We start from the raw sequence: 18,557 nt of genomic DNA on the forward strand, positions 1-18,557 counted from the left end.
GCTAGTCCTCGTCCCCTTGGAGGTCCGCAGCGCTATTGTCGGATACTCTTGTTTTTTGGGCATCTGGAGATTGGGGTTTTTGTGCAGCCGTCTCTTCTGGGATGACCTCTTCGGGCGGGCTGATTTGTTCCTGCGGAGCCTGGATACCGATGTGGTAGGCGGCGAAGCCAGGTTGCACCACCTGATCCAGCGCCATGCCGAGAATACGGCCGTTGTGCTGGGAGCGAATTTCTGTGCGCACATTGGTGATGGGATTGGTCACTGTGCCCAGTAGATCTCCCTTGCGCACAAACTCTCCCAACTGAACCTCACTAAAAATAATGCCGCCAGTGGAAGCCCGCTGCCAGGTGGAGTTGTAGTACACGGGCTCGGGATCACCCCATAGGCGGAACTTGCTTACCATACCCAGTTGGTTAAGCAGGGTGCGAATCCCTTTCACACTGTGGCTAACGGAGCGCTCGTCCAGTACCATCGGCGCGCCGGCTTCCAGGGTTACGGTGGGGATACCCGCATCCACCGCGGCGCGACGCAGGGTACCTTTGGCCCCGGCGCTGTGGAGTACCACAGTGGAGCCAAAACCCTTGGTCATTTTCACGATTCTGGGGTTGGTGAGGTCGCCGCGTAACTGCGGCAGGTTGGTGCGGTAAAAAGAGCCTGTGTGCAGGTCTACCACAGCATTGCAGTGGCTGATGACTTCGTGGAAAAAGGAGTTGGCAATCCGTGAGGCAGAGGAGCCATTAGGGTCTCCGGGGAAGTGCCTGTTCAGGTCGCGGCGGTCGGTGAGGTAGCGTGAGCTGCGGTGGAAGCCCTGCAGATTAACGATAGGCACGCCGATTACCGCGCCACTTAACTGTTCAGCATCGAGGTCGTACATGACCCTGCGCACCGTTTCTACGCCGTTTAATTCATCTCCATGGACCGCTGCGGTCAGGCAGAGTACCGGTCCCGGTTTGGCACCGTTGACAACCAGGACAGCGGTGGGGCTGTAGACACCTTCGAAGTGTTGACTGGGAGACCAGGCCAGGCGGGTGGAGGTTGCTGGGGCTACCTCGGCACCGAGCAAGCGCAGGGGTTTGGCCTTTTCCACTTCTATAGAAATATTACCGGTAGGGGATGATTCTGGCTGAGTGGATGTATCTACTGTGGGCCTGGTTTGCGGCTCTTTATTTGAAGGCGGTGCTTCCAGTTCATTGATGGGCTGGTCTAACTGCAGATTTTCCGCCTGGGGCAGTGATTTCTGAGGGGGGGCTTCCCCATTGGCCTGCGTATCAATAATTGGTTCCGCGGCGCCAGTGGGTGGGCCCAGCTCGGTAATCACCGGCTGGTCCAATTGCAAGTTTTCCGCCTTTGAGATGACGCCTTCCTGCTCTTTTTCCTGTGCCTTCACGCTGGGTTTTTCTTGTTCGCCGATGGTGGCACTCATTGCCCAGGCCTGGGCTGAGGCCAAAATCAGGGCAAGGCTCAACAGGCGCCGAGGCCCGTTGGGAAAAAGGCGCGGGATCATTGGGTAACTCCGATTAACTGCTTGTGCGGGCGGTGCCGGTTATTGTTGTTGCCCGGCACGCTTGGGGACTTGGAGCGCCAGTATAGTCAAAGCGTTCCCTGGGAATGTGAACCAACCTGTATTCCCCAGGTTTTGGCAATGGCTTTGCGGCTGGTTCGTCGCAGTCGAAGCGCTAATAGGATTGAGGCGGTGCCCAGGCCGATACAGACACCAGTCCAGTAGCCATAAACGCCCCAGAAGTTTTCACCCAGCCAATAGGCGCTGGAGAGCCCTACCAGCCAGTAAGAGAACAGCTGTATATACATGGGAACGCGGGTGTCTTTGTAACCTCGCAGTGCTCCCCAGGCCATGGCTTGAGCGGCGTCTACCAATTGGTAGGCGGCACAGAGCAGTAGTAGGTTGCTTGCCACTGCAATAATTTCCGCATTGTTGGTATAAGCCTGTACAAACAGGTGGCGAAAGGTGATCAGTAGTACACCTGTTCCGAGGGCATACACGACGCCACTACCAATCCCCACTTTACCGGCAAACAGTGCCCGCTTGGGGCGCTTCTGGCCGAGTAAGTGTGCCGTACGGATGCTCAGGGCCTGGGCTAGCGCCAGGGCTACCAGGTAAAAAATCGAGCCGATACTCATGCTGATTTGATGCGCTGCCACTATGGCTGCGCCATAGGGAGCGAGCAGAATCGTCAAGCTGGCAAAAAATGTGACCTCACTGGCAGCGCCGACACATACCGGCAGTCCTACAGCCAAAAGATGTTTCAAAATGGGCCAGTTGGGCCTGGGTGGTATCAGCTTTAGCTTGAGTTGGTGGTATACCGGATCTGTGGCGGCATGCCAAAACAGGGCGATAGCAATCAGGGTGCTTACCGCTGCGGTTGCCCAGCCACAGCCGGCACCGCCCATAGCTGGTATAGGGCCGGCGCCAAATACAAAGAGAATGTCCAGGGGGATATTGAGCAGGGCAGCGGCCAGATAAATACGCATGACTGGGCGCACCTGTCCCATACCCTCACAATAGCCGCGCAGTGCGGTTCCGAGGGCAAAGGGTAGGGTGCCTACCGTGAGTGCCAGGATATAACCCTGTAAAACCTGTCGAACAGGCTCCTCGGTTTTGATCCACTGGCTCCACACAGGCACGGCGAGCAGGGCAAGTAGCACTAATATGCCGCCGATCAAGCCAATCCAGAGAGCTTGGTGTAACTGGGCAGCACAACCTTCCTCATCGCGACTTCCGCGCAAGTGGGCAACAACCGGGGATACTGCAGCGAGCAGGCCGATCAGGGTAACTGCGCATACAGCCCAAATACTTGAGCCCAGCGCCAAGCCGGCCAGGTCTACCTCCCCGGCGTTACCGGCGACAATGGTATCTACAACGCCCATGCTCACCACTGCCAAGTTACTGACTACTAAGGGGCCCCCCAGAGTGGTGAGGTGGGAGAGTTCGGTGGAGATGGCGCGTCGGTAAATCTTGAGCAAGGGAAAAACCAAGTTTATTAAGGCAGAGCCTGTCGATGATTTTGGTATATCAGCCAAGTTCAGCCGGGACTGGGCAGAAAATGTTATTGAGGCAGTCGGTTGTGCCAAATGATCTTTAAAGCAGAGCGGGGGAGCTGGATGGGAGCTGACAGCAAGAATTTCCCGTCGCCATAAAGGCGGAATATTCTACGGCTAAATCATGTTTTCTCCCAGCGGCTACAGAGGAATTTCCTGCAATAATCTGGCGACTTTGTGCGGTGTGAGAAAGATACAACCGTGGCTGACGGCAACTTCTCGGTAGTGCCAGCCGGGAATCTTTTGAGCGCGCTCACCGCTTACATTGGCTGGGGGGTAGTAGGGCTTGGTGCAGCGAATAAAAGTACAGCTCGGTCCTTGCTCGGGGGGGAGTCTCATTTGGATGGGATCCAAGTAAGTTTTCACGGGGTGAGGGGTCATACGCCGGCGCAGCCAATTTTGAACATCCTGCTTCTTAATCCCCATTTGCGCCGGATCTATCGGTAAAAAACAGCGGGTGCCGTGAATTTCTTTTGCCTCTGCCAGGCGTTTTGTGAGGATATCTTGCGGTAGTTGTTCGGCAAAAGCGTGATCGGGATTGGGAATGGCACCATCCAGGTAAACGAGATGGCGAATGCGCTCGGGAAGTGTGTCAGCGGTGCCGGCGGCCGCCATGCCCCCAAAGCTGTGCCCCACTAAAATCACCCGGTTTAATTCCTCGAATTCGATTACGTTCACCAGGTCTTGGATAAAGGTATCCATACCTATTGTGGGTGAAAGTAAATGATGTCTCTCTCCCAGGCCTGTCTGGGTGGGGGTGAATACCCGGTGTCCGTTGGCAGTCAGCAGCCTGGCTACGGGGCCCCAGCACCATCCCCCGAGAAATAGGCCATGAACCAGCACGTAGGTATTCACTATGCATTTACTCCATTCCGCGATTCGGAAGAACAAGCTTAGTTGGAGGCAGTGTAAGAGATGCCTGGGCCGCTCGACTAAAGTGAACACATATACTGAAAAGAGAGTGAAAAGGATGGTTCTGTTATGAATACCCTGGGTCGTTGGTATGGCTGCTTTGTGCATTGGGTGCAGAAAATCGACTGGCTCGGGCCTCTGGCACTACGGATTTATTTGGCGCCGATTTTTATTTTGGCGGGCCTCAATAAAATGGGGGATATCAATAGTGTGGCCGCTTGGTTTGGTAACTCCGACTGGGGTCTTGGCCTGCCGGCACCACTGTTTATGGCTTGGGCGGCGGCATTGACGGAGTTTTTTGGCGGTATTGCCATCCTACTGGGGTTTGCCACTAGGTTGGTGGCGATCCCCTTAATGTTTGTGATGGCGGTGGCGGCGTTTACCGCACACTGGGAGAATGGATGGTCAGCCCTGCCTGATAAAACTCTGGTTGCTCCTTGGGAGTGGCGCGAGGACCTGATTGATGAAGCCATCACTCGCAAAGAGAAGGCTATAGAACTCTTAAAAGAGCACGGCAACTATGAGTGGTTATCCGAGAAGGGTAGCTTTACTGTTCTGAAGAACGGCATAGAGTTTTCTGCGACCTACTTCATTATGTTGTTGGCACTGTTATGTAGTGGGGCGGGGCGCTTCTTTAGTATTGATTATTGGCTGTGCCGCCACTGTAGTGGGCGAGAATCCACCTAGAGTGGTGGTATACTCGCCGATTATTTGAACATTTGAGCGAGTATTTCACTTGATAGGAAAGTTGTTCCGCCGTTCCTCCTCCTCTGAGGAGAAGACTCCCCACCAGGGAGACGAGCACTCCCAGCAGCGTAAAAGTGGCCAGAATCCCTCTAAAAAGCCTCGTGGAGGCCAAAAAGCCGAGGGAAAATCTGGCCAGAGCGAGGGAGGTTCGCGCCGGAGCGGCGGCAAAAGTTCCCAGAGGGGACGTCAGCGTTCTCGCTCTCCTAAGCCGGAGGCCCCGGCAACGCCCTGGTCCTTGGGTGATTTCAAGGTTCCAGAGCAAGAGGGTAAGGTCCGCTTCCATGACCTGGGCCTGCCGCCGGAGTTAATGCGCGGTATTCACGACCTGGGTTTCCAGTACTGCTCGCCAATCCAGGGCCATTCTCTACCTCACACCCTGAATGGCCACGACCTGGTGGGCAAGGCCCAGACAGGCACTGGCAAGACCGCAGCTTTCCTAATTACCGTTATTGATGATCTGTTGCGTCATCCCTTTGATGGTGAGCGTTACGCCGGTGAAGCCCGCGCCCTGATCATCGCTCCCACTCGTGAGTTGGTAATGCAGATCGCCGATGATGCCAAGGCGTTGTGCAAATACACCGACTTGGAAATCCATACCCTGGTGGGGGGGATGGATTACGATAAGCAACAGCGCAATCTGAATGAGCGATTAGTGGATATTCTAGTGGCGACACCGGGGCGCCTATTGGATTTTGTCGGCAACCGCGATTGCTTCCTGGATCAAGTGGAAGTGCTGGTGATCGACGAGGCCGACCGCATGCTGGATATGGGCTTTATTCCCCAGGTTCGTAGGATTGTACGCCAGACACCTCGCAAGACTCATCGCCAAACCATGTTTTTCTCTGCCACCTTCACCCCCGAAGTTGATGACTTAGTGGAGCAATGGACCGAAGAGCCGGTAGTGGTAGAAATCGAACCTGAACGGGTTGCCACCGATTCCGTCGAGCAGCATGTCTATCTGGCCGCTAGTGAGGAGAAGTACGCACTCCTCTACAATATTTTGCAGCGAGATGAGGTGGACAGCCTGATTGTCTTCGCCAACCGCCGCGACCAGTGTCGCCGCTTGCATGAACACCTGCTCGCCCACGGCATTTCCGCCGGTCTACTCTCCGGCGAAGTGGCACAGAACAAGCGTGTACGCACTCTCGACGACTTCAAGTCGGGTAAAACCAAGGTGTTGGTAGCCACGGATGTGGCCGGGCGCGGTATTCATATCGACGGCATTAGTCATGTGGTGAACTTCACGCTTCCCGAAGAGCCTGAGGATTACGTTCATCGCATCGGCCGCACCGGTCGTGCTGGCAAGACTGGAACATCGATCAGCTTTGCCTGTGAAGATGATGCTATGCGTCTGGAGCCGATCGAGCAGTTACTGGGGCAGAAGCTCAAATGTGAAGTCCCACCGGAAGAGCTACTACAGGAACCCCCGAGAGTCGAAGTGCGTCGCAGTGGTGGTGATAGGGACCATCGTGGAGGGCACGGTAACCGTCGCGGTGGTGGCCGGGGGCGTTCTCGCCATTGACTCCATCTAAGCTAATAGGCCGCTAAAGGCCTATTGGCGTTTCTAGTAATTGGAAACATACCTTATCTACTTAATAAGTAATGAGTGCATCAGTTTTTGCCTTTTTCCCTCTTCTGAGCTCCCTTTTCTCTCCTTGAACTACACTGGTAAAGATTTTTCCTGTTGTTGGGATCTTCACTCCGTGGGCTGCCCCATTTGTTCAGGTGTTTGACACAGCCTTGAATTCGGATGTTTTTTACCTGTGTAAAATCAAAAAGTATTCGAATGCGAACTCTCTTTCTACATATCGGTTTTCATAAAACTGGCTCTAGTGCACTGCAGCTTGCCCTAAAACAATCCACCAAATTATTAAGTTCAAAAGGTATAGAGTTTCTTTCCTTGGGGAAAAAGGGGAGTTCCTCTCGTACTGTCGATTTTCAGAAAAAAAATGGTCGAATGTCCTATCGTCTGAACCGGCGGCTTAGTGACTTACTGGCATCAAGCCGCGGTGATAATATCGTTGTGTCTGCGGAGCACCTGTGTTTCCTGCATACGTTTGAAGATATTGACAGTCTCTACAAGGAGTGTCGAAGATTTTTTGATCGCTGCCAAGTCGTTGTTTATTTGCGACGGCAGGATTTACAGGCATTCTCATTTAAAAGGCAGGCTGCACGGGCGGCAGCACCTGATGTCAGTCCCTCCAGCTTGTTATTTGGGCACTGTGAAGGCGCTTTCCCACATCTCAGTACTGACTTAATGATGTATTTTGACTATTTTTCAAAGTTAAAAATATGGGCTGCAGGTTTTGGGGAAGCAGCCCTGAATGTGCGGGATTTCTCTGCTGAGTTCTTGCGTGAAGGCGATGTAGTTAGTGATTTTTGCTCATTGCTTAGTGATCATTTTCTCAAGAAATCCTCCGGTTTGGCATTTAGTGATGACTTTTCTGGGCATACCGAAAAGTGAAGTGACTACTTAACCCTGCAAGACTTGTCAGATTGGCTTCCACAGATATTGGCTGTTGGTGTGAGAGGTTTTCGGGAGATGCGGGATCGTTTGCAGAGCAGTAATGTTAAGAAGAGAAAATTGCTTTGTGAGCCGGAGGACGCAGTGAAATGCTTATCTCTTTTGGCTAATTATGAGCTGGCTAGTCCTTCCCTGTTTAGTTTTTTGCGTGGCTGATTCTTTAGGGGTATTTCTCTGTGTTTGGGTTTTTTTGTTTGATTTTTGTCATGGAGTTAGATAGCTGGAGTAAGGGGTTTATGTCATTCCGTGAAAGTTTACTGGTTTTAGTAGTTGAGTGCTGTGCGTTATAAGTTGTAGGTTTAGAGTTGTGCATTCCTATTTTTTTATGGCTGGTCAGGCCTCAAATCTAATGGTGTAGAGGGTAATCGCCTCTGGGTTTTTTAGGTTTTGCGTAAAGCGCGTTATTACTCTAAATTTAATATTTATAGGGTTTTTAATTTAGAGGAATATGGCAGGTGCGCTGTCTGCGGGTTGCTGAAGAATGTGCCTGGGGTGGTGCGAAAAAATAATTAATTGTTTGATTTTTTAGGTGGGATTTTGTGACTTGGCGGATTGCAGTTCCTATTTTTTTGGTTTAAATCTTGCCATAGGTTCCCAAAATTTTAGGTCGATATAGGTTTTACTGAGGTGCGGCTTGCGGAGTAGGGCTATAAAAGTCGATATGGAGTGTGGGGCACATTGATGGGGGTGGTGAGCTTTTTTGCCCCTTCCTAGCATTGAAAGGTAAATGATTGCTCATATTGTCTGGTTATTTTCTATATGTTTGATTTTAATTTATCAGTTCTTAGTCAGCTTCTCATGGGGTGAAGGTGGTTGGTGTAGAGGGGGCGTATTGAATTAATTGGCTTAGCTTAAGCTGCCTGATTTATCCTTTTTTTGTGGGTGGTGTTGTTTGGCAGGCTTTGTCAAGCTTTATGTTGCTGAGTTGTATTTTAGATGCTGCTTGTGCAAACTATACGGAGTATTATTATTTGTTGGTGTATGTTACCTATGGTAAATCCTTTTTGGCGATTTGTCGCTGCCCGCAGGACCGTGTTTCGCAAATCTTCCTATCTTCGCAGGACCGGGTGGCTTGAGTCTTTCAAGCGAGGTTACCCTTGTGATGCTGAAGGTAATCCGCTGCCTTGGATGAATTATCCAGTTATACGCTTTCTCGAGGAGCGCTTAAATAAAAGTATGGATCTATTTGAGTATGGGAGCGGTTTTTCTACGCGGTTTTATGCGGAGCAAGTGGCTTCAGTAAAGAGTGTGGAAGATAATTCCAAGTGGTTTGAAATAATAACTAAAGAACTGCCGGCGAATGCTGAAGTACTCTTGCAGGCGGCCGATGATGATGGCGACTACTGTCGCTCTATTCATAAGTTTAAAAACCACTTTCAGGTGGTAATTGTGGATGGTCGAGATCGTATCAACTGTTTCAAGCAGGGTATTTTACGATTGGCAAGTGATGGAGTCATTCTTTTGGATGATTCGGCTCGTAGTAAATATGCCCCCGCTATAGAGCTTGGTAAGGCCGCCGGGTTTAAATTTCTGCACTTTGAAGGAATGAAGCCTGCATCAACAGGCTCGCACCGGACGACTTTATTTTATCGCTCCGAGAATTGCTTAGGATTATAAACCTTCTTGATAGTGTGTTATCCATTCCAGCATTAACTTTCAGTTTCATATAGAAAATACTCTTCTGTGAATAGTATTAGAGGTTTCGGTTTTGTGAATATTAGTTTGCTGGAATGGTTGATGCTCAGTTGGGTTGTGTTGCAGAGTGAGTTTCTGTTCCGGGATCTCCCTCCCTGCGCAGTCGCTCTACCCAGAGTGCGGTACCCCCTGCTACTGCCGCAGGCATAACAAAGATATTCAAAATGGGCACCATCTTGGCCAGCATTACGCTTCCACCAAAGGCGAGGCTGGTTAGTTTGCGCCTGCGTAGTACGCTCTTTAGTTCGTCAAAAGGACGCTGGTGGTTATCGAGAGGGTAGTCAACGTATTGTATTGCCATACACCAGGCACCCCAAACTGCAGCTAATACGGCAGGGATAATTATGGTCCAGCTGGTTACTGTGGATATCAGAAAAATGATCAGTCCCCAGAAAATAAAATAACCTAACTTGCGCAGTTCCCGTCCCAGTGTGCGCCATACCATCTGTATCATTGGTTCTGCAGGAGGTGCTTTACCGGTGAGAAGTTCTTCAACTTTCTCGGCCAGTAGGCCATTAAAAGGGGCCGCAATAATATTGGTGATTATCCCAAACAAATAGCCATAGGCGAGGAAAAATAAAAACAGCACCAAAATTGCAATGATCCAGGCGAGCCAACGAAAAACGCTGGCGGTCCAGGCGGCACCTTTGGCCATCACGGCTTCCCACCAGGACATATTGGTAGTGTCCACTGGGGTGTGTGACAGCAGGCTGCTGATAAACTCACTGAGACCACCGAGTTGGGTAATCATGATGCCGCTGATCACGATAAATAACACTAGGTTGATCAGCAGGGGAACCAGGATAAAGGGGCGTAGTTCACGCTTGGTTAATAGGCGGGCGCCGCGCATTAGCGCGTCAATACCATGGACTGGATTTGAAGTCATAAAGTTACCTCTCGCAAGTGCGCGGCGGCCAATCAGTGTTTAGCACCGGCGGCTTTTAGTATTTCTATGTACTCGCTGCTCTGGCGGTGTTCACTAATGCGGGTTAATAAGGTTTTTCCATCCGGATCCATACTGTTGAGGTCGTGACCTTCGGCGAGAAATAGTTGTACAAAAGTGGCAAAACTCTCCGCTTTCATACTGCGGTAGGCGCGTTCAAGTAAATGGAAATCCCGGTTGGTATTTTTTGGTGCTTCCCCCACTAGGAAACCGGCAATTCGCTCCTCGTCAAATACTTCACCGAGGACTTTTTGTTTGTCTTTTTTTAGGCTCAAAATCTTTTCCTTAGTTCTGTGAAAGAAGCCAGGTAGATTGAACCTGGCCGCAGGTTAAAAAGGTTTAAAGGAGAGCGTCGAGCTTATCCTTGAGGATCTTGTTGATCATCTGTGGATTCGCCTGACCCTTCGAGGCTTTCATGATTTGGCCGACAAAATAGCCCATCATCTTGGGCCGCTTGGATTCGTCGGCTTTGCAGTAGTTATCTACTTGTGCGCTGCTGGCAGCAATAACTGCCTCTACCATCTCTTCAATGGCACCGGTATCAGATACCTGCTTGAGACCACGCTTTTCGATAACTTCATCCGCACTACCCTCTCCCTGTGCCATAGCTTCAAAAACCTGTTTGGCAATCTTGCTGGAGATGGTGTTGTCTTTGATACGCATGATTAAGCCGGCGAGTTGCTGGGCGCTAACCGGGGAATCCTGTATAGAGATTTCCTGACGGTTCAGCAGTGCGGCTAACTCACCGGTAATCCAGTTAGCGGTGAGTTTTGGTTCTCCGCAGGATTTGCATACTGTTTCAAAGTAGTCGGCGCTGGCGCGCTCCTGAGTGAGTTGGTCAGCGTCGTAGGCAGATAAGCCGTACTCTGACTGGAAGCGCTCGGCTTTGGCATCGGGCAGCTCAGGAAGTAGTTCACGCAGTTGCTCGACATAGTTATCGGTGAGCACTACGGGTAGTAGGTCTGGGCAGGGAAAATAGCGATAGTCATTGGCAACTTCTTTACTGCGCATGGAGCGGGTTTCATTTTTATCCGCGTCGTACAGTCGGGTTTCCTGCACTATGTTGCCACCATCTTCGAGAATATCGATCTGACGCTCGGCTTCAACTTTGATAGCTCGCTCAACAAAGCGGAAGGAGTTGATGTTTTTAAGCTCGGTGCGAGTGCCCAGCTTTTCCTCTCCCTTTAATCGCACAGAGACGTTGGCATCACAGCGAAGAGAGCCTTGAGACATATCTCCATCGGAGATGCCCAAATAGGTGACGATACTGTGGATTTTTTTCAGGTAGGCAACCGCTTCGGCGGCGCTGCGCATATCGGGTTCTGAGACAATTTCTATCAGAGGTGTGCCCGCGCGGTTTAAATCGATACCAGACATGCCGTGGAAGTCTTCATGCAAGGATTTGCCCGCATCTTCTTCTAGATGGGCGTGGTGCAAGTGTACTTTTTTACTACTGCCATCCTCTAGATGAATTTCAACTTCGCCAGCCCCAACGATAGGTTGTTCCAACTGGGTTGTCTGGTAGCCTTTGGGGAGATCTGGGTAAAAATAGTTTTTACGCTCAAAAACAGAGCGTTTACCAATGTCCGCATTCATCGCCAGGCCAAACATAATCGCGTAGCGAAAGGCTTCTTCATTAGGGACAGGCAGGGTACCGGGCATGGCCAAGTCTACGGCGCAGGCCTGGCTATTCGGTGCCGCGCCGAAACGGGTACTAGCGCCAGAAAAAAGTTTGGATTGGGTGGATAACTGCACGTGAATTTCCAGCCCGATAACGATTTCCCATTCCACAGTCGATCTCCTTATACGGCGCTGGCTTGGTGCCAGTCGGTAACCTGTTGGTATTGATGCGCAACATTGAGCATGCGGGATTCGTCCAGATAGTTACCGGTAATCTGAAGCCCTACAGGCAAATTGTTTACCAATCCACAGGGGATAGACATGCCTGGTAGGCCCGCCAAATTGGTCGCGATGGTATAGATATCTTCCAGGTACATGGCTACCGGATCAGCCCCCTTGGCTCCCAACTCAAACGCTGGGGAGGGTGTGGTGGGCCCCATAATGACATCGACTTTTTCAAAGGCCTGTACAAAATCCTGCTTGATCAGTCGGCGCACCTGCTGGGCCTTATTGTAATAAGCATCGTAATAGCCAGCGGATAGCGCGTAGGAGCCAACCAGAATGCGGCGCTGGACTTCTTCGCCAAAGCCCTCACCGCGGGAGCGCATATATAAATCTCGTAAATCTTTGGGGTTTTCACAGCGATGGCCATAGCGCACCCCATCGAAGCGGGATAGGTTGGCGGAGGCCTCGGCTGGGGCTATGACGTAGTAAGCGGGAATAGCCAACTCAGTATGTGGCAGACTGATATCCACCAGCTCGGCCCCGAGTTTTTCAAACTCCTTAAGGGCATCTTGTACGCGGGCGGCTGTTTCAGCATTCAAGCCTTCTCCAAAGTATTCTTTAGGGACTCCGATTTTGAGGCCGGCGATAGAGTCGCTCAGTCCCGCGGTGAAGTCTTCATGCGGACGGTTCAGGCTGGTGGAATCTTTTGGGTCGTGGCTGACCATAGCAGACAACAGATAAGCGGCATCCTCAGCATTGCGCGCAATAGGGCCTGCCTGATCCAAGCTGGAAGCATAGGCGACAATACCCCAGCGGGATACACGGCCGTATGTAGGTTTAAGGCCGGTGGTATTGGTCAACGCGGCGGGTTGTCGAATGGAGCCGCCGGTATCTGTGGCTGTGGCTCCAGGTACTAGCAGCGCCGCTACTGCTGCAGCGGAACCTCCGGATGAGCCGCCCGGTACACAACGGGTATTCCAGGGGTTTTTTACTGGGCCGTAATAGCTGCTTTCGTTGGAGGAGCCCATGGCGAACTCATCCATATTGGTTTTGCCCAGAGTTACGGTGCCGGCGCCGTTGAGGTTTTCCACTATGGTGGCATCGTAAGGCGGAATAAAATTGTCCAACATCTTTGAAGCACAACTGGTGCGTACGCCATTGGTGCAGATGATGTCTTTATGGGCAACTGGCACTCCGCACAGGGTGGGTGCTTCGCCTTTGGCAATACGTTGATCGGCGGCTTCGGCCTGCGATAGGGCGAGTTCTTCGGTTACGGTAATAAAGCTGTTATAGCTGCTGTCTAGTTGTTGGATTCGTGCAAGTAGATGGCGAGTTAACTCCATACTGGAGAATGCCTTGCTCTGCAGGCCGCGGATCATCTCGGCGATAGTAAGCTGGTGCATGTTATTCCCTTAAAGGCTTTGGGCGGGCTCAGGGCGAAATCGAATAATTGGGTGCTTGCCTGGGGGCCTGTTCAGTCGATGACTTTGGGGACTAGATAAAGCCCTTCTTCAGATTGCGGGGCCAAGTTCAGGAAACTCTGGTGCTGGTCAGTCTCTGTTACCTTGTCGGCTCGCAGGGTCTGCACTTCATCCAGTGGGTGCGCCATGGGTGCGACCCCATCGGTGTTGACGGCCTGTAACTGGTCCACCAGTTGAAGAATATCGCCGAGGCGGCCGCTGACTTCCTCAATGGTTTCTTCGGATATGGCGATGCGAGCGAGTTCCGCCAGCTTCTCTACGGTTTGCGTATCCACAGCCATGGCAATAGAGCTCCTCCGGCTTCAGTTGCGAATCTGGGTTGCTCCGTATAAGGACGGGGCAGGGCCGGCAAATTTAGCACAATAGGCCGCTATTCTCACCGGCTCAGCTGTAGGGGGAAATCTGCAATCGATTAGCCGGGCTTCAGCCTTGCCCTGAACCGGTGCCGTTGTTAGAGTTTGCCCAATCCTGCCGGGCGCTCAGAGACTCCGGCGTATTGCGTAAATTCCGATTCGAAATGCGGCTCGGAACTCAGAATTATTTGCGCGGACTAACTAGGATTTGTATCCATAAAATAAGCCGCGCCCGCAGTGCCCGATCTGGGGGCTGACAATTAGTACAAGGTAATCGAATTCCATGTTTAAACGTTTGCGGGGCATGTTCTCCAGTGACCTCTCCATTGACCTGGGAACCGCCAATACGCTGATTTACGTTCGCGATCGCGGCGTAGTACTCGACGAGCCCTCTGTCGTCGCAATCCGTCACTACAATGGCCAGAAAATCGTTGAGGCAGTTGGAGTGGAAGCCAAACGTATGCTCGGCCGCACCCCCGGTAATATCACAGCGATTCGCCCACTGAAGGACGGGGTGATTGCCGATTTCCAAGTGACTGAAAAAATGTTGCAGCACTTTATCAAGAAAGTGCATGAAAACAGCTGGATGCGCCCAAGTCCCCGTGTGCTGGTATGCGTACCCTGTCAGTCCACCGAAGTGGAGTGTCGTGCAATTCGCGAATCTGCTTTGGGTGCCGGTGCCCGCGAAGTATCTCTGATTGAAGAGCCGATGGCGGCGGCGATTGGTGCTGGCCTGAACGTGGAGGAGGCCAGCGGTTCAATGGTGGTGGATATCGGTGGTGGTACGACTGAGATTGCCATTATCTCCCTCAATGGCGTGGTCTACTCCGACTCTGTGCGTATCGGTGGCGACCGCTTTGATGAAGCCATCGTCAACTATGTACGCCGCAACTACGGTAGCGTAATCGGTGATGCCACTGCTGAGCGTATTAAAGAAGAAATAGGCTGTGCGTACGCGGGCAGTGAAGTTCGTGAGATCGATGTACGCGGCCGCAACTTGGCGGAAGGGGTGCCCCGTAGTTTTACCCTGAATTCCGATGAAATTCTTGAGGCCTTACAAGAGCCGCTAACTGGTATTGTACAAGCGGTGAAAAGTGCCCTTGAGCAATCTCCCCCCGAGCTGGCTTCGGATATCGCTGAGCGCGGCATGGTATTAACCGGCGGTGGAGCCTTGCTGCGGGACCTGGATCGCCTGCTGATGGAAGAGTCAGGTCTGCCAGTGATCGTTGCTGATGACCCCCTTACCTGTGTTGCCCGCGGTGGCGGCAAGGCCCTGGATATGTTGGATCGCAGCCGTTTGTATCTGATGTCCAACTGAGTGGATTGAAGCTGGCGGGTTTTCCTAACAATTAGTGAGGTAGCCCTGCCGGCAGTTAGTTTCACGTTTCAGTGACATCCGATATATTGTGAGATCAATAATCATTGACCTGTACAAAGGTGGCTGCCCTTGAAACCGCTTTTTACCCGCGGCCCCTCCCCTGAGTTCCGCCTTCTATTATTGGTGCCGCTAGCAATCGCCTTGATTGTTGCAGACCACTACACCAATTGGTTCCAGTCTACTCGCGAGCGTCTTTCTGGTGTTACAGCGCCTCTTTACTGGATCACTGGTGCTCCAGAGCGTGTTGGCGATTGGGCTGGAGAGCAGTTTCGCTCTCGCGAGGAGCTGCTTGAAGAAAATGACCGTCTCAAGCGTCAAGTATTGCTGTTGGAGCAGCGCAGCCAATTATTGGCTGCGGTCAAGGCGGAAAATACGCGTTTGAAGGAGCTGATGAATTCGGCAGAAATGGTTGATGACCGGGTGCTGGTGGCCCAGGTTATCGGTGTCTCACCGGACCCCCTTGAGCATGTGCTGTTGATCGATAAAGGGCGCGATCATGGTATTGATGTGGGCACACCGGTGATGGATGCGAGTGGTTTGCTCGGGCAGGTGATTGAGGCTGGGGATGCGTTCAGCCGGATTCTCCTGATCACTGATTCCAGCCACGCAATTCCTGTCCAAGTGTTACGCAACAGTATGCGTGCCGTCGTTGAGGGCACCGGTGACCTCTATCGCCTCAAGCTCAGGCATCTTGCGAATACCAGCGATATCCGCGAGGGTGATCTGCTACTCAGTTCCGGTCTCGGTGGACGTTTTCCCGCAGGCTACCCGGTGGGCGAGGTTATGTCGATCTCCCGAGACCCCGGTCAACCATTTGCCGAGGCGGAAGTGCTCCCGCGCGGGCGTATGAGTCGCAGCCGCTTTGTTTTGGCGGTAATCGGGAGTGGGGGGCAGGGCCTTGCAAGCGAATAATCGCTGGTTTATCACGCTCACGCTCTTTCTCTCGATGTTACTTGTGGTTATGCCCTTACCACAGCAGTGGCTGTGGTTCCGCCCCGCGTTTCCGGCGCTATTGGTTATTTTCTGGGTTACTCGTATGCCTCAGGCCTTGGGCGTTGGTTTTGCCTGGCTGGTGGGTATCCTGGAAGATCTGATCAGCGGAGCCAGTCTCGGTACCCATGCATTGGCTCTGGCAGTTTTGGCCTATTTCAGCCTGTTAACCTACCAGCGTACCAGGGCCTTTAATCCAGCTCAGCAGCTTCTATGGGTGTTCGTTTTGGTGGGTATCCACCAGGTTGTGGGTAACTGGGTACATGGTTTGGAGGGAAAAACCGTTCCCGGCCTGACTTTCTTATGGCCGGCACTCACCACGGCCCTGCTATGGCCTTGGGTTGCTCCGCTATTGCATCGTCTCTGCAGTCGGCTGCAGGTTCGTTGAGCGTCTCGTCAGTCTGTAAATCAATGTAAAATTCTGATCATTTTTCGATCAGTATCGCTATAATCAGCCGCTGGCCCACAGGGAATATGTAGTACAGTGACAAATATCACCTCTTCGAATCGCCTTCTTCTTGCTTCGGGGTCGCCACGTCGAGCCGAATTGCTGGAGCAAATAGGCGTTGTGTTTTCCCAATGCCCGCCCTCGGTGCCTGAGCAGAAAGAAGCTTCAGAGACTCCCCAAGAATATATTCAGCGCTTGGCGCAGGAAAAATCTGTGGCCGGGTTATTGGCGACACCAGAACAGGCCGGGCTCTGGGCCCTGGGGGCCGATACAGTCGTACTTTGTGGTGAGCGTCTCCTGGAGAAACCGCGGGATTTTACTGACTTTGAGTCCATGATGTCGGCCCTATCGGGCAGAGAGCATTCTGTGCTGACTGCGATTTGTCTTCGCAGTCAGCACAGGCAATTCAGCTGTCTGGTGGAAACCCGGGTGCGCTTTCGCCAATTATCAGTCCAGAGTATTCAAGACTACTGGCACACCGGTGAGCCCGCCGATAAAGCTGGAGGATACGGTATTCAGGGAATGGGAGCCGCGTTAGTGGAGTCTATCAGCGGCAGTTATAGCAATGTGGTTGGCCTGCCCTTGGAGGCGTTAGTTCCGATGCTGGAACAGGCCGGGATTTCTTACTGGCAGGAGGCCAAGTCTTGAGTGAAGAATTGCTGATCAATGTTGCCCCAACAGAGACCCGAGTGGCACTGGTAGAAAATGGTGTGCTACAGGAAGTCTACCTGGAGCGCAGTGCACGTCGGGGCATTGTTGGCAATATCTATAAGGGCAAGGTGATTCGGGTATTGCCGGGGATGCAGGCGGCTTTTGTGGATATTGGCCTGGAGCGAGCCGGGTTTATCCATGCCTCTGATATCGCCCCCCTGGATGATGATGGAATGGAGTCCAGGGATGCTGAAGTTGCAGATATTCGCGCTCTTGTGCGGGAGGGGCAGCCCCTGGTCGTTCAGGTAGTAAAAGATCCTATTAGCAGTAAAGGCGCGAGACTGACCACCCACTTGTCAGTATCTGCCCGCTATCTCGTCTACATGCCGCAAACCCGTCATATCGGGATCTCCAATCGTATCGAGGATGAGGGAGAGCGCGAGCGCTTGCGTCAGCTTGTGGAGGCCGCCTCGTCACGTCTCGCCGAAGATGGCCTTTCCGCTGATGGAGGCTTTATTTTGCGCACCGTGGCTGAGGGTGTCAGCGAGGAGGAGTTGCTACGGGATATCCCCTTTCTTTACAAACTTTGGGGGGAGTTGGAGCAGCGCATCAAGGAGCGGGTAGTGCCCTCCGTAATTTACGAGGATTTGCCGCTATTTATGCGTGCCCTACGTGATCTTGCGCGCCCTTATACCGAGAAGATTCGTATAGACTCCCGCGAGGCGCACGGTCGCGCGGCAGAATTTGCAGGCAAGTATGCACCAGAAATAGCTGGGCGACTCGAGCACTATCCCGGTGAGCGTCCCCTGTTTGACCTGTATGGGGTTGAGGAGGAAATCCGCCGCGCCCTACAGCATAAGGTGACGCTAAAGTCCGGGGGGTATCTGATTGTCGAGCAAACCGAGGCGATGAGTACAATTGACGTCAATACCGGCGCATTTGTAGGTCATCGCAACCTGGAAGAGACTATCTTCAAGACGAATTTGGAGGCGGCAACGGCAATCGCCCGCCAGTTGCGCCTGCGCAACCTCGGGGGAATCATCATTATCGATTTTATCGATATGAAAGATCCTGAGCACCAACGTCAGGTATTGCGCACCCTGGAGAAGGCTCTCGAGCGGGATCACGCTAAGTCGAGTATTACCGGGGTTTCCGAACTCGGTTTGGTAGAGATGACCCGCAAACGTACGCGGGAATCTCTAGGGCAAATCCTGTGCGAGCCCTGCCCTGTGTGTGAGGGGCGCGGCACCTTAAAGAGTGCGGAAACAGTTTGCTTTGAGATCTTCCGGGAAATTATCCGTGAGGCGCGCGCCTACGATAGTGAAAAAATCATGGTTTTGGCCAGTCAGGTGGTAATCGATCTGCTGCTGGATGAAGAGTCGGCGAATGTCGCCGATCTGGAGGAATTTATTCGCAGGCCCATACAGTTCCAAGTAGAGCCCATTTACAATCAGGAGCAGTACGACATTGTTCTTGTGTAAATCATTATTAGCCTCCTCGCAGTTTTTCGATGCTGGTCGTTGCGATGCCTGC

At 52.3% G+C, this 18,557-nt stretch carries 17 protein-coding genes; 9 read left to right on the forward strand and 8 right to left on the reverse strand.

From position 1 onward, the window contains the following. Position 1 precedes the first annotated feature (1 nt). From ACJJIC_RS07870 to ACJJIC_RS07880, 3 genes are all read right to left on the reverse strand, one after another. Positions 2-1,504 carry a succinylglutamate desuccinylase/aspartoacylase family protein gene (locus ACJJIC_RS07870; protein ID WP_445356722.1) on the reverse strand — a complete coding sequence of 501 codons (1,503 nt, stop codon included), beginning with the start codon at positions 1,502-1,504 and terminating at the stop codon, positions 2-4. Between the two features lie 86 nt (positions 1,505-1,590). Further along, positions 1,591-2,982 (reverse strand): MATE family efflux transporter, encoded by a 1,392-nt coding sequence (locus ACJJIC_RS07875; RefSeq protein WP_445356723.1) that lies wholly within the window; start codon positions 2,980-2,982, stop codon positions 1,591-1,593. Positions 2,983-3,198: 216 nt separating this feature from the next. After that, the gene (locus ACJJIC_RS07880; protein ID WP_445356724.1) at positions 3,199-3,912 is read right to left on the reverse strand and encodes an alpha/beta fold hydrolase; all 714 of its coding nucleotides are present in this window, start codon (positions 3,910-3,912) and stop codon (positions 3,199-3,201) included. Between the two features lie 126 nt (positions 3,913-4,038). Between ACJJIC_RS07880 and ACJJIC_RS07885 the strand changes: the two genes are divergently transcribed. The 4 genes from ACJJIC_RS07885 (at position 4,039) to ACJJIC_RS07900 (ending at position 8,857) form a co-directional block, all read left to right on the forward strand. After that, positions 4,039-4,656: an HvfX family Cu-binding RiPP maturation protein gene (locus ACJJIC_RS07885; RefSeq protein ID WP_445356725.1), complete on the forward strand. Its 618-nt coding sequence runs from the start codon at positions 4,039-4,041 to the stop codon at positions 4,654-4,656. 49 nt (positions 4,657-4,705) lie between these two features. After that, positions 4,706-6,238: an ATP-dependent RNA helicase RhlB gene (gene rhlB, locus ACJJIC_RS07890; RefSeq protein WP_444902967.1), complete on the forward strand. Its 1,533-nt coding sequence runs from the start codon at positions 4,706-4,708 to the stop codon at positions 6,236-6,238. A 264-nt stretch (positions 6,239-6,502) separates the two neighbouring features. Continuing rightward, positions 6,503-7,180, forward strand: coding sequence for a hypothetical protein (locus tag ACJJIC_RS07895; RefSeq protein ID WP_445356726.1), 678 nt, complete (start codon positions 6,503-6,505; stop codon positions 7,178-7,180). Between the two features lie 1,236 nt (positions 7,181-8,416). After that, positions 8,417-8,857 (forward strand): hypothetical protein, encoded by a 441-nt coding sequence (locus tag ACJJIC_RS07900; RefSeq protein ID WP_444910308.1) that lies wholly within the window; start codon positions 8,417-8,419, stop codon positions 8,855-8,857. Between the two features lie 124 nt (positions 8,858-8,981). On the opposite strand, the gene cysZ is transcribed toward ACJJIC_RS07900, so the two are convergent. The 5 genes from cysZ to gatC form a co-directional block, all read right to left on the reverse strand. Then, on the reverse strand, positions 8,982-9,821 hold the full coding sequence (cysZ, locus tag ACJJIC_RS07905; protein ID WP_445356727.1) for a sulfate transporter CysZ: 840 nt from the start codon (positions 9,819-9,821) through the stop codon (positions 8,982-8,984). Between the two features lie 32 nt (positions 9,822-9,853). Beyond that, positions 9,854-10,153: a PA4642 family protein gene (locus tag ACJJIC_RS07910; RefSeq protein WP_252083016.1), complete on the reverse strand. Its 300-nt coding sequence runs from the start codon at positions 10,151-10,153 to the stop codon at positions 9,854-9,856. Between the two features lie 64 nt (positions 10,154-10,217). Further along, positions 10,218-11,669: an Asp-tRNA(Asn)/Glu-tRNA(Gln) amidotransferase subunit GatB gene (gene gatB, locus ACJJIC_RS07915; RefSeq protein WP_445356728.1), complete on the reverse strand. Its 1,452-nt coding sequence runs from the start codon at positions 11,667-11,669 to the stop codon at positions 10,218-10,220. Between the two features lie 11 nt (positions 11,670-11,680). After that, positions 11,681-13,126: an Asp-tRNA(Asn)/Glu-tRNA(Gln) amidotransferase subunit GatA gene (gatA, locus tag ACJJIC_RS07920; protein ID WP_445356729.1), complete on the reverse strand. Its 1,446-nt coding sequence runs from the start codon at positions 13,124-13,126 to the stop codon at positions 11,681-11,683. Between the two features lie 71 nt (positions 13,127-13,197). After that, complete coding sequence (gatC, locus tag ACJJIC_RS07925; protein WP_444884020.1) at positions 13,198-13,485, reverse strand: Asp-tRNA(Asn)/Glu-tRNA(Gln) amidotransferase subunit GatC; 288 nt, start codon at positions 13,483-13,485, stop codon at positions 13,198-13,200. 355 nt (positions 13,486-13,840) lie between these two features. Between gatC and ACJJIC_RS07930 the strand changes: the two genes are divergently transcribed. The 5 genes from ACJJIC_RS07930 to rng all read left to right on the forward strand — a co-directional run bounded on the left by ACJJIC_RS07930 (position 13,841) and on the right by rng (position 18,505). Beyond that, the gene (locus tag ACJJIC_RS07930; RefSeq protein WP_445359708.1) at positions 13,841-14,875 is read left to right on the forward strand and encodes a rod shape-determining protein; all 1,035 of its coding nucleotides are present in this window, start codon (positions 13,841-13,843) and stop codon (positions 14,873-14,875) included. Positions 14,876-15,004: 129 nt separating this feature from the next. Continuing rightward, positions 15,005-15,847: a rod shape-determining protein MreC gene (mreC, locus tag ACJJIC_RS07935; protein ID WP_444884021.1), complete on the forward strand. Its 843-nt coding sequence runs from the start codon at positions 15,005-15,007 to the stop codon at positions 15,845-15,847. Then, entirely contained in the window at positions 15,834-16,313 is a 480-nt protein-coding gene (mreD, locus tag ACJJIC_RS07940; RefSeq protein WP_252083011.1) for a rod shape-determining protein MreD, read from the forward strand. Before mreC ends, mreD begins: the two co-directional genes overlap by 14 nt. Positions 16,314-16,409: 96 nt before the next feature. After that, a complete protein-coding gene (locus ACJJIC_RS07945; RefSeq protein ID WP_444884023.1) occupies positions 16,410-17,021 on the forward strand; it encodes a Maf family protein in 612 nt (203 codons plus the stop codon). Further along, entirely contained in the window at positions 17,018-18,505 is a 1,488-nt protein-coding gene (gene rng / locus ACJJIC_RS07950; protein WP_252083009.1) for a ribonuclease G, read from the forward strand. Before ACJJIC_RS07945 ends, rng begins: the two co-directional genes overlap by 4 nt. Positions 18,506-18,557 lie beyond the last annotated feature (52 nt).

This window comes from Microbulbifer mixtoriginis (SeqCode) (genome assembly GCF_052468275.1).